The organism is Companilactobacillus allii (genome assembly GCF_001971585.1).
In the GTDB taxonomy this organism is placed as follows: Bacteria; Bacillota; Bacilli; order Lactobacillales; family Lactobacillaceae; genus Companilactobacillus; species Companilactobacillus allii.
This window is the reverse complement of record NZ_CP019323.1, coordinates 955,339-971,631: the sequence shown is the minus strand read 5'-3', so window position 1 is coordinate 971,631 and position 16,293 is coordinate 955,339. Positions and strand designations below refer to the sequence as shown.

Below are 16,293 nucleotides of genomic sequence, written 5' to 3'. Positions count from 1 at the left end.
TTTACCACAATTTATTTATTCGTTCGACTTCAATGCACCAATCATATCGATACCCTTTAGTTTTTGATGTGTTATCAACATGACGATCATCGTGAATAGTATCATCAATACTGTCGCCACAATATAGCCGATAACGCTTATCGTTAATGGGAAGATGACTAGTGGCGTTGAGGCTTGATTCAAAATATACGCTGTTAATAGATTACCAACTCCATAACCTACAATAATTCCCATGATCGTCAAGATTATATTCTCACGAACGATATACATGGTAACTTCATTATTATAAAATCCTAGAACTTTGATAGTCGATAATTCTCTGATTCGTTCTGAGACGTTGATATTGGTCAAATTATACAAGACGACAAATGACAATACACCTGACAAGAGAATGAATATCAAGACGATCGGCTTCAATGACGATGTCATCTTAGCAATTGTTGATTGTTGATCATATGTATAACTAGTTCCGACCACTCCACCATGATTCAATAGCTTATTGGCCAAACTATTGCGCTGTTTATTAGTCTGCGTTGATAGATTGACCAACAAGGTATTAACCTTAGGCTGAGTTTTGAACAGTTGGTTATAGGTCTCTTTATTGAGGTACATAAAATGACCGACAAAGTTTTGAGTTACAGCTGAAACTTTGATTTTTCCACCTTTATTATTAGTGGTATTAATTTTTATACTGTCACCAGCCTTGACATTCAAGGTATTAGCCATCTTCTTAGTCAAAACCACTTCATTATCTTTTAACTTGATTGTTTTGTTTTTCTTAGTATTCTCAAGATGAATATATTTAGAAAAGTCCTTATTCTCAGGAGTATAAATATTCACATCGTCAACGTTTTTACCATTGGCGAAAACCTTACCAGTTGTAGCACTTATAGCGGTACTACTACGATATTGTTTACTGTCATTTAGAACTTTCAGAGCCTTTTTCGTCTGATTATTTTTTGTTAATCTGACAACTGCCTGATAGTTGAATATCTCATTATATTGGCGAGTTCCACTGGCTCCGATTGAGTTTTGAATACCGAATCCAGTCAATATCAATGCCGTACCACCAGCTATACCAATGATCGTCATAAACATTCTTGACTTGAATCTAAACAAATTACGATAACTAACTTTGCGATTGAAACTAAGATGATTCCACAAAGGTTTGATTCTCTCCAAAAGAATCTTCTTAGCTGACTTAGGAGCTTTAGGTCGCATCAAGTCAGCTGGTCCTTCTGACAACTCTTGTCTGACAACGATCATCGCCGCTGCCACAGTAGCAATAAGTGAGAAAGCCAATGCTAGTAAAGCATAGACCCACTGGAATTTAACATCCCACGTCAGTGGTATGTACTGTTTATAAAGTGCTAGAACGATCCTTGGTAATGACTCATTACCAATCACCGCCCCCATAATCGTCCCGATCAATCCTGCGGCTAAGGCATAGTAGAAGTAGTTCTTAGCTATCTCCCACTTGGTATAACCTAGTGCTTTGAATGTACCGATTTGACCACGAGCTTCTTCGATCATTCTTGTAATTGTAGTGAATGTTATCAAGGCCGCGATTAAGAAGAAGAAGACTGGGAAGACATTGGCTATAGCAGCGATTCTATCTGAAGATTCACCATAGTCTGAGAATCCCGGTAAGTCCTCTCTTGTCTGCCAAGTATAAGTTGTCTTGGTCTGTTCCTGCAATTTCTTTTTGGCCGCTGTTAACTTAGCTTGTTGTGCATTCAATGTCTGTTCTTGAGAAGTAACATCACTTCCCAAGGACTTGGCTTGTTGTAGTTGTGACTTAGCTTGATCTAGTTGTTCTTGTTGTGAATTGATCACAGACAAGTTGTCACCAAGTAGACTCTTAGTTCGTGTTGAAGCACGATTTTTGAATCGAGCCTTTAAAGAATCCACCTTATCATCTACAGCATCTTTATAACTATTCGTAAAGGTATTCTTAGCTTGTAAACTCTTGAATCTAACATTAAGCTCTGTGGCAAATGGTAAGTTCATCTGTTTATCATAAATATAAGCAAACATTCTGACAGTTCCATCACCTACATTACTAGAACCACGAGACTCATTATCAATATATTGTGGCGAACTAGCGAATCCGACCACTTTGTAAGTCCGTGACTTCAAGTCAGCTGATTTATCAAAAGTGAACTTGTCACCAAGTTTATAATTATATTTGGTTTTAGCAACTTGATCCAAAATTATTTCACTATTATTCTTGGGTAAACGTCCACTTCTAACAATTAATTGATTTTGATTATTAGCTTTTTTATATCCATATAAGGAAATGGCTACGTGACTTTTGCCTCCAGTGACTTGTTTGTATTTGACAGTTTCAGCTTTGGCACCCTTAGTCTTCTGAGCCAAATCTATATCTTTCTTGGTAAATCCAGTCGTTGATATAACTTGAATATCAGATAACTTCTTAGCTGTGACCGTCTTATCTAAGGAATCGTTCAAACTGGGACCTGCTGCTTTGACACCGACAAAGGTCAAAACACCAAGCATGATGATCAGGATAATAGCAATGAATCTTCCTTTTGACTTGCCGATATCTCTGTACATATTTCTAGTCAATGGTTTCAATCTATTCACCTACCATTCAATATCTTGTACTGGTGTTGGAGTTGAATTATCTTCAACTGAGCGTACTTTGGCATCGTTGATCCTGATAATTCTATCGGCCATAGCAGCTAGAGCCGAGTTGTGAGTAATGATCACAACTGTCTTATTATCCTTATGACTTGCATCTTGTAGCAGAGTCAGCACTTGCTTACCGGTCTCATAATCTAGAGCACCTGTTGGTTCATCACACAATAGAAGCTTTGGATTCTTAGCCAAGGCACGTGCAATTGCGACACGTTGTTGCTCACCACCAGATAATTGAGATGGGAAGTTATCAATACGTCCGCTCAAGCCAACTTGATTCAAAACCTCTGTTGCATCTAGTGCATCATCAACAATTGCTGAAGCTAACTCAACGTTTTCTTTAGTAGTTAGGTTAGGGATCAAATTATAAAATTGAAAAACAAAACCAACGTCGTTTCGGCGATATTCAGTCAATTGACGTTCTGAAAATTGTGCGATATCAGTTCCATCAATAATAACTTGACCATCACTAGGAGTATCCATTCCACCCAATATATTAAGGACTGTAGATTTACCGGCACCACTGGGGCCCAATATCACAGTAAGTTCTCCACGTTTGATATCAAATGTTAAATCATCGTTAGCAATAATCTGTGTTTCACCCATTTGATAACGTTTGTACTCATTTTTGACTTCAATATATGCCATTTGGTCACCTTCACCTATCAAAAAGAGGCTGGACAGATGTCACGGCCTCTTTAATTTTTAAAATCTCATAAATATTATAGCATTTTTAGAATATTTATTTTGGGTGGTATGGGGGATTCTAACTTGCTGAAACGCGCCACAACACGCAATTTCTTCCGCTTAACAAAAATAATCCTGATATTCACTTTCGTGAATACCAGGATTATTTGCGTTAATGCTCGGAAATTAACCGCGTGTTGTGGCGCTCTGCTTTTGCTCTTACCAGATATTAACTCTCTTATCTTCATCGAGCCACATACCGTCATCTTTTGTAACGTCAAAGGCTGGGTAGAATTCATCCATATTCTGTGCTTGTACGTTAGCACGTAATGGGCCTGGTGCGTGTACGTCTGTTGATAATAGTAATTCGTTGAATTCTTGTGTTGCTTTTAATCTCCAAACGCGAGCCCAGTTAATGAAGAACTTTTTAACATCATAATCGTCTTCTGTCTTGGCTGCTTCTAATGCACAGCGTAATCCACCGACGTCGGCTACGTTTTCACTCACTACTAACTTACCATTAACTTTACCGCCAGCAAATGGAACTTCGTTGAATTCGTCAATCATGCTCTGTGTTAACTCAGTAAACTTAGAATAATCTTCTTTGGTCCACCAATTATTCATATTACCGAACTCATCGAATTGAGCTCCGTTGTTATCAAAGGCATGTGAGATTTCATGGGCGATAACTGCTCCAATACCACCAAAATTCTCACTACTTGTTTGATCCAAGCTATAAAATGGTGCTTGCAAGATAGCTGCAGGGAATGTGATATCATTCCTTGATGGATCGTAACAAGCGTTGACCATATGTCCTGGCATCAGCCACTTTGTACGGTCAACTGACTTATGATATTGGTCAAGTGAATCTTGAATAAAGATTTTTCTGATTTCACGTAAGTTATCATACAATGAATCATTTTCATTAATACTTATCTTATTGTAAATATCATCAATCTTATCTGGATAACCAACTTTAACTTCTATCTTATCTAACTTAACAATAGCCTTTTTCTTAGTGTCTTCACTTAGCCAAGTGTTATCGCTGATTCGTTGCTCGTAAATTGAGATCATTGTCTTAATCATATTACGAACGTCTTTTTTAGCGTCTTCACCAAAGTACTTCTTACCATAATAAACACCAACTACTTGGCTGAAAATGCCAGCAGCTCTGTGATAAGCAAACTTAGTACGGTTTTGTAATTCTTTAGCACCACTTAAGGCAAGATTATACTCACCAATAACTTGACGGAACTCTTCATCTAGACTAGATGCATTGCCAGTTAAGAAGTTGACCATCATCCAAGCTTTGATATTTTCAAAAGTATCTTCATTGATGATTTTATTCAAATTATCTAGATATCTAGGTTCAGTAATGATAACCATCTTTGGTGTGTCATTAATTTGTTCTGTTACTTGAGATGACAAGTCGACTGAATCTGACTTAGTAACGTATTCATCAAATGGCATTGGGTTATACATCTTAGTATAATCTGCCCACTCTTCTGAACCTTTAACAATAGGGACCAACAACTTATCGAACTCTAACGCTTTTTGGACAATTGCCTTGGCGTCATCAAGGTTATATCCAATCATTGATAGCAATTTTGTTGCTACTTCGGAGAACTTAGCTAATAATTGCTCACCAGACTTATTTCCTTTAGCATAATAAGTCTTATCAGGCAAAATCAAACTTGCCCCACCAATATAGACTACATTTTTGGATGTATCTTTCATATCGGCATCAATTGAAATATCAATAGGTAATGGGAAGCCATTCTTCGAGAGTTCAGCCAGATTATCACTGAATTCTTGTAGGCTTGTTATATCATTGATCTTTTGGATATCTTTTAGAATCGGTTGATGATGGAACTTATTAAGGTGCTCAACGTTATTAGTCAAACGATATAGTTTGACGGCTTGTAACATTAGGTCATCATTGATCTTTCCTTCATCATTTGCGAATTCGTGGAATTCCTTCATAAGTGACTTCTCGACACCTTCGTCAAGATCCATGAATCCACCGGTACGAGGTTTGTCAGCAGGTATTTCTGCGTGTTCTTGCCAAGCACCATTTACAGCTAAGTACAAATTTTCTTTATAATCAGCAGGCTTGGCATTTACCATATCCCCAGCACCACCGATGATTTTACTAGTAAACAATACATTCACCACCATTTGAGATTTTAACTACTACTATATCACTCTTTGTTTTTTATTAAAAAAATTATGGTCTGCTTGGTTAACTTGCTGGAATTCTGAGGTACGTTAAACCACATTTTGCCTTTTTTGCTTCTCTATTAATTTTATTCTTTCCTTTTAAGCGTTTGAAAACTCGCTTTGACTTTTTTCATTTGCTTAACTTGCTGAAACTAATGTATAAGAACTCACTCTGTTTTCTTTGCTTCTCTATTAATTTTTTCTTTTGTTTTTCTGCTTTGCTTTCTTCTTTGCTAAACTTGCTGAAACGCGCCAAATCACACAATTTCTTCCGCTTAACAAAAATAGTTCCGGTATTCACTTCGTGAATGCCGAAACTATTTACGTTAATGCTCGGAAATTCCCGTGTGATTTGGCGCTCTTATCTAATAACACTAACGGAAACTCTAGAATTATTTACAATTTTTGATGCCTGTGAACCTATCGTATTACGATGGCGATTCTTCTCTTCTACTCCGACGATTACTAAATCTGGTTTGAAGCTTGGTATCACTTTTTCAACAATAACTGATCCGGGATTACCTTCTGTAACCATTAGGTGTACGTTTTCTACACCATATGTCTTAGCTTTTTGTCCATATGATTCAAGCAACTCTTTAATTTCATTACGGCGGTCTTTTAATACCTCTGGATCAAGTGACTGAAATATATTCAGATCTCCTGTCTCCAATACTGACGCTATTCCTAGTTCAGCACCATAATGTCTCGCCAAAGAACAGGCGTAATTAAAGGCATTTTTCGACGATGTGAAATCATCTGAATCCACACAAATCAAAATCTTGGAATACTCAATTTTACTTACCTTGTATTCTTTTAATTCATCCATCTAATAAAAAACCCTCCTATTTTTTGAAGTCGCGTCCTTTATTTGCTTGGAAGTACTTATCAAAACGTTTCACATAATTGTGGAACATATAAGTCATTAACAACCAACGTTTGAAGGACTTGTCCTTGTCATAGAAAACAGTAGTACCGGTACGGTCTTGCTTAATTAATTCTTCAGCATACTCACTGGCTTCATTGTCAGCTGCGTATTTTCTGAAGACTTTAACAGGTATACCAAGCCACAACTTGTGTTGCGCCTTATTCTTGTTAGCATAAACTGTAGGCTGTTTATCTAGACTATCTTCAATATAATCTTCAACTACGTATTTAGCAAGATTATAGCCATTCAATGTAACAAAGAAGCTACTTCTACCTTGACGAAGATTTATTTCGAAGAACTTAAATGTCTTATCACGTGCATCATATTTCATGTCAAAGTTAGCAAATCCAGTGAACTCAATATCTTCCAAGAATTTTTGAACTAAGTCATAAACATCTTGATTGAATTCTGGAACGATTGCTACATAGTTACCAATTGATTGGGGTGTTGGGTCTTCCAAGATTGGATGTCCCAAACACATCATTTTAACGTGATTTTCTTTATCAACATATGCATTTAAAACACGCATGTTAGAATCATCACCTGGTATAAAGTCCTGAAGAATAAGATCAGAATTATAACCATTATCATAAATCTTGCTTACTATATCCATATATTCTTCATTCGAATGAATAGTGAAAGCCTTTTTCCTACCCTCAAAATTAATATCCAACCATTCAACACTGTTGGCTGGTTTCAAGGCAACTGGAAAATCAAAAGGTACTTCAAGGCCAGACTTGTCTGAGTCCTCATAAGCAGCTTTAGTGATTATCTTAGTCAATGGATGTGGAAGATTATGTTCATCGGCAACTTTATAGAAGCTTTCTTTGTTGTTCAATGACTTAAGTAAATCATAACCAACGTATGGACAGATAAATGTCTTGGACAATTCTTCCATGTGTTGACTGATTAGTTCAGCGTATCCATCCCCACAACCGATCAAAATGATTGGTTCGTCATGATTCTCATATTTCTTGGCAATTTCACGCATTTTTTTAATAAAAACAGGATCTTCTGCAAATCCAGGATAAATAGTCAAATTTATAATTTCTGTATAACGTGTGGGTGCTAGTTGTGCACCGGCATATGCATCAACCACACCACCATATAATTCATGGAACGCACGCGCCATACCATATACATTCATATCACTACCTAATAATACCGGCGTGAATTTTTTTCCTGATTCAGTTTCGATAGGTATCAACCTCTTACTTTATTTAATTCATATATTTTATAATTACACACATTTCAACCAAAATTATACCATAATCCCATTTATACAACGATACCTATATAGGATTTATCTCTGTAGACCTGTCATATCAAGGATTCGTCCGTAAAAAAATATTAATTTATTTCATATTAAATTCGTATGCTAACAATAATTTAATACTTATTACTCTTTCAAAGGTACCGCTATAACGGTGTACTTTTTTGCTTTTAACCCACCGCGTAACAGAACACAATTTCTTTTATTGAAATTTTTAGTTCAAGTTCAGTCTTGCTTCTTGTTTGCTTCGCAAACGCGTAACAGAACACAATTTCTTCCGCTTAACAAAAATAGTTCCGGTATTCACTTTCGTGAATGCCGAAACTATTTGCGTTAATGCTCGGAAATTAGGCGTGTTCTGTTACGCCTAATTTTCGGTTGGTTTTTGTCCATCATTAATAAAGAAAACCTTATACCAAATCAAAAATGTATAAATTGTCCAAATTTTACGACGATCATCATTTTGACCTTTATAAAATCCGTCCAACATGCTCAAAATCTTGTCTTGATCGAAGAATTCATTCACATAGTCTTCACTAAATAGTTTATAAAACTTATGGTAAACATCTTCTGTACGAATCCAGTCTCGAATAGGTACTGGGAAACCTAGTTTCTCACGTTTTGCCCACTCTTTTGGTAATGCTCTCTCGGCAGCGACACGCAAGGCATATTTACTATCCTTACTATTAAGTAAGTACTTAGTTGGGATACCTTCTGCAACTTTGGCTACTTCTTTATCGAGGAATGGCACACGCAATTCCATTGAATTAGCCATACTCATTCGATCGGCTTTTAGCAAAATATCATTGGACATGAACTGATGTAAATCAAGATATTGCATCTTTTTCACTTCATCACTATATTCTGTGACTTTGCTATAGCTTTTCATAACAATATCTTTGACTGAACGTGACTTTTCAAAGTCTGGCTTAACTAAGTCAGCTGCTTCTTGCTCTGTAAATATCTTAGCTTGGCCAATGAAGAATTCTTCAGCTTTGGCAGTTGATTCATATAGATGCAATCTTCCAGGGAAGTTTGGCATCTTCTTTAATCCATGTGCCAAACTATAACGTGCACTCTTAGGAAGTTTCTTTAGATCCTCTGCGAATATACGAATGGCCTTTGAATGTGAATGATATCCATAGTTGGCATATCCAGCAAATAATTCATCCGCACCTTCACCAGACAAAATTACCGTGACATCTTTACTTGCCAATTTTGTTAGGAAATACAGCGGTACACACGAAGGGTTAGAATCAGGTTCATCCATGTAATATTGAATCAAAGGCATTGCTTTGATAGCTTCATCCTTCGTTACAACTCCACGAGTGTTCTCCAATCCTAACTTATCTGCCAAAACCTTGGCAGAACTACCTTCTTCATAAGTACTTGTATCAAAATCAATCGAGTATGTATGTTGTGGTTTCAAAATTGCTGTAACGTAACTTGAGTCGACTCCACTTGATAGAAGTGAGCCAACTGGAACATCACTTATAGCATGTTCCTTAACGGAATCACGTAATGATTCATCGATTCTTTTGACTGTATCTTCGAAACTAAGATTATTTTCTTTGAATTGCATATCCCAATATTTCTTGATACTTAACTTACCCTTTTTAAAGGTAAAGTAGTGACCTTCTGGAATACGGAAGACATTTTTGAAGAACGTTTCATTAAGTGCTGAGTATTGGAACGTCAAATAAGGCTTCAATGCGGCTTTATTCAGTTCTTTTTTGAAATTAGGGTGCTTCAAAAATGACTTGATCTCAGAACCAAAAATGAAAGTTCCTTGACGATTATAATAATACAATGGCTTGATACCAAAGAAATCCCTTGCACCAGTTATATCGCCTGTTTCTAAGTCATAAATAACAAAAGCAAACATCCCACGAATCCTCTTCAGTAGTTCAACAATGCCCCACTCTTCGAATCCGTGTAATAGAACTTCTGTATCTGTGTCTGTTGCAAAAATATGTCCAGCTTTTAATAGATCTTTTCTTACATCTTGATAATTATAAATTTCACCATTAAAAATAATGGCTTTACTTCTATCTTCGTTATAAATTGGTTGCATACCACTTTTTATATCGATAATACTTAAGCGACGAAAACCTAGTGCTACAGATCCGTCAATTAATTCACCTGAACTGTTTGGCCCACGGTGTTTGATTGTATCCATCATAGATTCAATTACTGGTGCTTTATCAGCAATGTTCTTGTCTACAAATCCGACGATTCCACACATAATAATTCTCCCTTATATCTCAAAACTTACATATCGTGTTGCTGCTCCGTAACCAAAAATTTGCAACCGTAACTTGTCGGGATCAATATTGACAAAATATCCAGCTAATTCAGAAATTTCATTATATTTTCTATCCCACTTCTTATTATAATCCGTAGTCAATCCGTGCTTTTTCCCCATCAAAGCCGAACAGTTTAATATTATATGGTTAATACCTGAAACATTGTAATATTTTTCATAATGCATATGTCCGCAAATATAATTGGACACTTTAGAAATTCCCGTTGATGAAAAATCATAGCGTAAATTTACTCCAAAATCACCTGTAAGTTCATTCTTTATCTGCCCGCGATCTTTGTTGTTGAAACTTACAAATAGTTGTTGAATCAAATCGCCATTAAAATTAAGCGCACTACGGCCACTTGGGCTTATCAAATTAGCATGGCCAAAAACGACAACATGCTTATCTACCGTATCCTCAAGAATAGTTATTAAATCAGATATTTGTTGCTCCCTGATTCCTCTAACTTTCTTAACATCATATTTTTTTGAACCATTATTCAAAATATACGGGATATCGCTAGTATTCAAGAATATGATCCTAACGTCACCCTTATCAAACCAACTTACTTTTGAAACTGGATTCAATCGCAAAATTTTTGACTGTTGAAAGTCAAACTTTGTAACTAAATTATCATAATCATCACGATTGAATGAGGCAGAGCTGACGAATTTGTGTTCATCATACTTGTCATTTTCATCATGATTACCCTCAGCAATGTAAAATGGTTTTTCATTATTTTGATAGTTCTCAACGGCAAATCTCAACAATCCACGACTAATCTCTGGCTTATCACTGCCGTCTATCAAGTCTCCTAAGTGGACATTTAGATCAATATCCAAATCATCCACTGCACTGTTAGCCTCAATTATATGACGGATCCCATTAATTCCATAGTATGATGCACTAGCAACCGCTTTGGCGTGAGTATCAGTCAGAACAGAAAGAGTCACCGTGTTATCTGACACATTCGGTCTAACATTATTATTATAAACATCAGTAATATAATCAGTAACGAACCGTCTCGGTTTCAACCTTCGCATAAGACTATCAGTTTGCGCTGAAATGAGTGCGGAAGGCTTTGGTCTTAAAACTTTTTTAACAAAATTTTTAATATTCAATTTTCTGTTCTCCCAATATCTCAATACTATCATTTTTTTAATAAAAAAATAGTAAAAAAGCCATCCGATTCAGATGGTTTTTTTGAATCGTTCAGGATGAATTCTTGGGATACAACTTATCCTGAACCTCTATTTTCACACAGTAATACTAACTTGTGCAACAATTTTCACAGATATTTTCAACTTTTCAACATTCTATTTCAAAATGATTTGGTAGGCTTTTCGTATACCTTGATCGATATCCAAAGTAATATTTCCACGTTCAATGAATCTATTATCGGTAATAACGTGCTGCATTACCCGGTTGTCGGGATGAGTATCTATTCTGATATCGTGATATCCCAAATAATAAGATATTGTTAACAATTGTTGAATCAGTGCCGTGGTCAATTTCTCACCTTGATGACCTGATTCCACAGCAATTCTATGAATAATAGAATAAGTAACTTCTGACTCATCACTCCATGAACCTGAAATACTCTGATAACTCTTATCATAGCCTTGTTGTAGTGCTGCTGTCCCGACAATTTCGCCGTCAAGGATCAAGACATAATTAATACCCTCTTCGATATCTTGTTTCAATATCTCTTCATCAGGATAACCTTGTTGCCACTGATTCACCCCACGTACCAATAAGGCACTCTTTTCACCGTTAATAATCTCAATAACTCTTTTTAAATCATCAGCTTTAGCCTGACGTAAATAAATACTACTCATAAAAAAAGTCCTCCCTAACTGTTCAATCTAGACAGTGACTAATTAGACATCTTCTTTTCATAAAAAGTGCCACTTAGAATAATCAAGACACATGAATAAACCAATTGTTGTATCGAAACTGGAATCAATGCTCTAATTGAGGACTGCTCCTGAAAAATCGTAATCACTTTTGACACTGGTGGAATGAACCATTGGATATAATTCAAGATATTATCCCCAGTTCCTGCCAGCGCAATATATACAAATACTACTATACCTATCTGGGCGATGTATGGGTGATTATTCCACTGTGGTTTACAAATGAAGGCTATACCTACACCCACAAGGCCAGTTGTGGCTAATGGCAATATGGCAACTATTGAGTTTATGCTGAACGTGAAGCTAAATATCGACATTACAATGGCACTAAAAATGGCTACTATGGTTAAAGTTAAAACCTGCATCAAGAAATATAGCCAGTAATTATTGATCTTTTGAAACAGATAACGATTGACTGCGGCGTCGTTTTTTAAGAAATTCATGCTTGTTAATAGTGATACGAAGAAAACACCGATTACTAAGAGTCCAAACTTTTGATTCATATTCAATTCTAGTAACGAATTTATTGCCAATTCAAATGACAAAAAGATCATCAATAAGGTTGGATATAAGAAATTACGTAATATTAAATTAATAAAATTAATTAACAACACTTTAACCTTCAAGGATCCTTGCCCCCTCAAATTGATAGTTCAGATCGATCATTTCTTTAATAACGGAATCTTTCATCCCCAAAGGAATCCTTAACTCAACTAGACTGCTGATATTACTTGCCAGATACTTACTAATATCAGTCGTTAAGGCCATCGAATCAGACTTCACTGTGAAGATAAGCATACACTTGATCTCTTCAGCCTTATTCTTAACTTCTTCTAAGGACTTATTTTTCATGATATAAAACTTATCAAAGTAATTGGTAATACTACTATCTTGGTAGGTACTGGCAATAATGATACCTGAGCCATTTTGCTTCAGATCTCCAATAATATCTAACATATTGCTAGTGTACTTACTATTTTGAAATGAAAAAGGTTCATCCAGCAACAAGACATTGGGGTGGCCTGCTACTGCAGCTAAAAAATCTAATCTTTGTTTCAGTCCATAGGATAATTGTCTGATTTGTCTATCCAAATAAGGACTCATCCCCATATAGGCAATAAGTTCTTTGAGTTGCTTTTGGCTAACGGCCAATTTACCAGTGAATCTGCGAATCTCTTCTAAGTAATTACGCACAGACTTAGTAATAATCTGTGGATCAAATTGTGGTAAATATCCGATTCTAACTCCAGGAGTGTATTCAATCTTGCCACTATCTGCCGTCTTCATCTTCGCTAACGTTTCTAACAATTGTGATTTTCCACTACCACTGTCACCAACAATACTCAAAATTTCATTTTGGGTTAAAGAAAAGGTCACATGCTTAAACGCAAAGTAACCTTCATTTTGTAAAGATAAATCTTTAACAGTTATTAATTCCACTATTGCCATTCCTCAATTGCTCTAGCTGCCAATCCAATAGAAAGGATCGCATCTTTTGAAATAGAGTTTCTAATATCAGCGACAATTGTATTGTTGTAAACAGCTCCGATAACTACAAATGAATAGTTAACCAAGTTCAAATCAGTTTTAATATTATACTCGCCTTTAACATAAGGATCTTCATGGTTATATGTGAAGTTGATCTCGTGATCAGAGAGAGATCCATCAACGTGGTTAACTTGGATTCGATCATGTAACTCGCTCAATTTACGAGTTGGGTTTTGTAGAGTAAGTCTGTGATCAGACTCATTTTGATAATAATCGTCTTCTGTCATATCAAAATAGTCTTTGATAGGCTTTCTCAATACTTCCAAAGAATCGATAATGTCATAAACTTTTGAGGCATCCAATTTTTCAGTTTTCTTTTCAATATCCACATCGTTCTTATCTAGCCACTCGGCTAATTTACTAATAGTTTCAGAATTCATAATTATCCTCCATTGGTTCTATTATACTGAAAAAAACTTCTATTTGAAATCACAGCTATCTAAATGATCATTAATTACTCCAACTGATTGTAAAAATGAATAGATTATCGTCGGTCCAACGAATCTAAAGCCTCTTTTTTTCAAATTTTTACTAATATCTTGAGATAACTTTGTCTGAGCTGGCATTTCTGACATATCTTCATAATGATTCACTATTTGTTTATTATCAACAAAGCTCCAAATATAATCAGAAAATCTCTGATTATTCTCATGCATCACTTGAATCTGTCTAGCATTATTGATCGTCGCGTTAACTTTCAGCTTATTTCTGATGATCCGTGGATCTTTTAATAATTCTTCTTTTTTGGCATCATCGAATTTTGCGACTGCATCAATATCAAATCCGTCAAATAAAGTCCGATAGCCACTTCGCCTCTTGATAATCGTTTCCCATGACAATCCAGCTTGCGACAACTCCAGTGTCAACATTTCAAAGAAGTATCTTTCGTCATGACTTACCTTACACCATTCAGTATCATGATACTCCTGCATTTCTTTAGAACTATCTGCCCAAGGACATCTCATTTTCAACCTCTTGATAAGAAAAAAGGCCGAGACATTTGTCTCAGCCTTTTTGCCATTTTCATTTAGATTTTACTATTATCTGTATCTGTACGAACGATGATAACATCAGTTCTAGCATTACGAGTAACGTATTCTGAAACAGATCCAACTAATAGACGTGTTACAGCGTTCATACCAGTTGATCCGATCATGATCAAATCATTTTTGTATTCTTCAACGAATTCTTGTGAGATAACTGTCTTTGGTTCACCGAAACGAACGTGAATATCGATTTCTTGTTCTGGATATCCATCTTTAACAGCTTCTTCTTTTAATTCATTAAGGTACTTTTGAGCATCTTCAGAAAGTTGATAGATTACATCGCCATTTAACATTCCACCATGCAAACCAATAAATTGCTTAGTATCAAGAACTGTCAATACGTCAAGGTGTCCACCATTCATTTGAGCTACAGTCACGGCTTTTCTAAATGCCATTTCTGCCTCTTTTGATCCATCTACAGGTACTAAGATTCTTTTATAGTCTTGTTCCATAATTTGATCCTCCTATAAGTGAACTTAGATTAACACTCTAAGTTACCTTTTCTAATGCGATTTATTTAAAACTCCTTAATGTAAGATTAATGCATTAATATATTTTATTCAATCTTTTATACTCTTTATATCAGTGAAAGGACATCATAGTTCGCGCTAGTTGGTTGGCTACAGCCTCATAGTTATCAAAAAGCGTCTGTTCATCATATTCTTTCAAATAATACTTGGACATTTGAGTGGAAAATATACCCGTGAATAATTGTTCGTAGTCTTCAAAATCATCAATAAAATTATTGCATAATACAAAAGTAGGTATTTTACTATTACCAGCTATCTTGCTTAGATGATACAGCATTTCGTCATGCATTGATTCAGCTGAGATATCATCTGTTGCTGTTACTAAGACATCGGCAGAACGGATCGTTGAATCCATCCCAGTAACATTGGCTATCCACTCAAACGAAGATCTGAAAATATGTGCATCAATCATTGCAAACGCCCCAGCTAAAGTCTTGATTGCTTCAGAATTGGGCATTGGATGTACGTCTAAATTATACTTCTCATTAGCCTTTTCCGTAACATAAACCAAATTATCTTCCAAAAAATTTTCTTGAGCTTCATTTAGATAATTAATTTTATAGCGAATCTCGTAATTATTTGAGTAATTTAACAGAATAGTTATCCGTGTTCTTGATGGTAGCAACTTTTTGACACCATCTAAATCAACACTATATGCGTTGATAAGCGGGTTTTCACCTTCAGGTATAATTGTGCCATCTTCATCATAAATCTTCGCTCCAAGCACCTGCAAGGCTCCTAACCCACCATCAGCCACCGCAGTCCTTCCCAAACAGATGACAATGTTCTTGTGACCACTAGAGATCGCATCCAAGATAAATTCGCCCAATCCATGACTAGTGGCATGAAATAATTGATCTCGTGTTTTACCAATCGCCAATTCCAAACCTACTATTTGTTCAGAGTCCATTATGACTGTATCTTGACCATCTATCTTAGTTATCAAATAACGCCCTAGCTTATTTTGCCAAAAGGCATCAAAAAAGGGTAATTCAAACCATTCTCCACCAATAGTATGCTTAACTAAAGCTGGCATTCCGTCACGACTATCAGTAACTGGCATTGTAACAATATCAGCATTAGGAATGGCACGTGATATTCCACTGTATATAGCCTGACCAATTTTTCTTGAACTAACATTATCAGGATATTTTCCAGGAGCGATGATAAATATCATGAAG

The 16,293-nt window shown here is 35.8% G+C and carries 14 protein-coding genes; all 14 read right to left on the bottom strand.

Annotated features, from left to right (window positions below):
• Positions 1-15 precede the first annotated feature (15 nt).
• A complete protein-coding gene (locus tag BTM29_RS04625; protein ID WP_076614387.1) occupies positions 16-2,598 on the bottom strand; it encodes an FtsX-like permease family protein in 2,583 nt (860 codons plus the stop codon).
• Between the two features lie 9 nt (positions 2,599-2,607).
• A complete protein-coding gene (locus BTM29_RS04620) occupies positions 2,608-3,309 on the bottom strand; it encodes an ABC transporter ATP-binding protein (protein WP_076618686.1) in 702 nt (233 codons plus the stop codon).
• 258 nt (positions 3,310-3,567) lie between these two features.
• Positions 3,568-5,475, bottom strand: a complete 1,908-nt coding sequence (locus tag BTM29_RS04615; RefSeq protein ID WP_076618683.1) for a M13 family metallopeptidase — start codon at positions 5,473-5,475, stop codon at positions 3,568-3,570.
• A 454-nt stretch (positions 5,476-5,929) separates the two neighbouring features.
• Positions 5,930-6,394 carry a universal stress protein gene (locus tag BTM29_RS04610; RefSeq protein WP_076614386.1) on the bottom strand — a complete coding sequence of 155 codons (465 nt, stop codon included), beginning with the start codon at positions 6,392-6,394 and terminating at the stop codon, positions 5,930-5,932.
• 16 nt (positions 6,395-6,410) lie between these two features.
• Positions 6,411-7,640 carry a carboxylate--amine ligase gene (locus tag BTM29_RS04605; protein ID WP_076618679.1) on the bottom strand — a complete coding sequence of 410 codons (1,230 nt, stop codon included), beginning with the start codon at positions 7,638-7,640 and terminating at the stop codon, positions 6,411-6,413.
• 493 nt (positions 7,641-8,133) lie between these two features.
• Positions 8,134-10,011: an asparagine synthase (glutamine-hydrolyzing) gene (gene asnB / locus BTM29_RS04600; protein ID WP_076614385.1), complete on the bottom strand. Its 1,878-nt coding sequence runs from the start codon at positions 10,009-10,011 to the stop codon at positions 8,134-8,136.
• Positions 10,012-10,023: 12 nt separating this feature from the next.
• On the bottom strand, positions 10,024-11,226 hold the full coding sequence (locus BTM29_RS04595) for a metallophosphoesterase family protein (protein ID WP_120270354.1): 1,203 nt from the start codon (positions 11,224-11,226) through the stop codon (positions 10,024-10,026).
• 162 nt (positions 11,227-11,388) lie between these two features.
• A complete protein-coding gene (locus BTM29_RS04590; protein ID WP_076614383.1) occupies positions 11,389-11,910 on the bottom strand; it encodes a GNAT family N-acetyltransferase in 522 nt (173 codons plus the stop codon).
• A gap of 38 nt (positions 11,911-11,948) precedes the next feature.
• The gene (locus BTM29_RS04585) at positions 11,949-12,614 is read right to left on the bottom strand and encodes a hypothetical protein (protein ID WP_076614382.1); all 666 of its coding nucleotides are present in this window, start codon (positions 12,612-12,614) and stop codon (positions 11,949-11,951) included.
• Complete coding sequence (locus BTM29_RS04580) at positions 12,604-13,437, bottom strand: ATP-binding cassette domain-containing protein (RefSeq protein ID WP_076614381.1); 834 nt, start codon at positions 13,435-13,437, stop codon at positions 12,604-12,606. The genes BTM29_RS04585 and BTM29_RS04580 overlap by 11 nt, the downstream gene beginning before the upstream one ends.
• Positions 13,428-13,916: a hypothetical protein gene (locus BTM29_RS04575; RefSeq protein WP_076614380.1), complete on the bottom strand. Its 489-nt coding sequence runs from the start codon at positions 13,914-13,916 to the stop codon at positions 13,428-13,430. Before BTM29_RS04575 ends, BTM29_RS04580 begins: the two co-directional genes overlap by 10 nt.
• A 39-nt stretch (positions 13,917-13,955) precedes the next feature.
• Positions 13,956-14,501, bottom strand: a complete 546-nt coding sequence (locus BTM29_RS04570) for a DNA-3-methyladenine glycosylase I (RefSeq protein ID WP_076614379.1) — start codon at positions 14,499-14,501, stop codon at positions 13,956-13,958.
• 62 nt (positions 14,502-14,563) lie between these two features.
• Positions 14,564-15,034 (bottom strand): universal stress protein, encoded by a 471-nt coding sequence (locus tag BTM29_RS04565; RefSeq protein WP_076614378.1) that lies wholly within the window; start codon positions 15,032-15,034, stop codon positions 14,564-14,566.
• A gap of 130 nt (positions 15,035-15,164) precedes the next feature.
• Entirely contained in the window at positions 15,165-16,289 is a 1,125-nt protein-coding gene (locus BTM29_RS04560) for a glycerate kinase (RefSeq protein ID WP_076614377.1), read from the bottom strand.
• Positions 16,290-16,293: the final 4 nt, after the last annotated feature.